This is a genomic window from Pedobacter sp. 05L430 (assembly GCF_056397585.1).
On sequence record NZ_JBFTNT010000575.1, the window covers coordinates 1 to 888 of the forward strand.

Annotated in this window: 1 protein-coding gene; it reads left to right on the top strand. The window is 36.5% G+C overall.

Going from position 1 to position 888, the window contains the following annotated elements; all coding sequences use genetic code 11:
- Positions 1-541 precede the first annotated feature (541 nt).
- On the top strand, positions 542-888 hold a 347-nt coding region (locus AC1DG9_RS27400), incomplete at its 3' end, for a carboxypeptidase-like regulatory domain-containing protein (protein WP_477635740.1).

The window sequence follows — 888 nt, forward strand, 5'->3', positions numbered from 1 at the left end:
TACGTCTATATCCCATAAGGCAATTTCTGCTGTTGTAGCCAACCTGCCAAAGCCAAATCTTGAAGGATAACCTGTCTCATTTTTATGCGTTGATGGGACGGGCTGCTGGGCAGATACCTGATGAAATAAATTCAGACCTAGCAGGGCTGTTCCAACAACAATTTTTATTTTCATTTCTAATTTACAATTGACCTTATGACGGCCAAATATAATAAAATCTAGTAAATCGATAGAATTAATTTGTTTTTGTAAAAAATGCCGTTACATTTGTGGAAAAAGAATCAATTACTATGATTAAATAAACACATGGAAAAACAATTACTCCACAAAAAAGAAGACGCCACATCTATTCGCCTGAAGTTGAAATTCTCAGCTTACTGTTGTTGCTGTTTCGAGCAATAGCATTTTTGCTACTCCCTTAAAAAAATAAAGACAGGATAAGATCCTGCCTTTACGCTGGCCATCAGTATGCAACGCCAATCACCTACTGAAATGCCACTAGTTTCAACCAACGATTAATTAATTAAAACTTTTTAAAGTTATGCAAAATTTTAAAAAGGAGAGGCCTTTATCTAGTGCTCGCTCCTTTGTTAAAAAAACATTACTGCTGCTTAGCGGTCTTATAATGTTTTTATTTATTCCATTGATTTCCAGGTCTCAAACCCAAACAATTGTCAATTCTACATTAAAAGGGCAGGTTATAGACCAGGTAACCAGAAAAGGAATCGCCGGTGCCAGTGTAAGCATTACAGGTACTACACATTCGGTACAGACTGACAAAGATGGTAGGTTCAACTTTGTAACTGGCCAGAAACTGCCMTATACTTTGGTTATCACTTTTATCGGATATGAGAAAAGGGAAGTGATAGCCAGAACTGAAGCTATAGA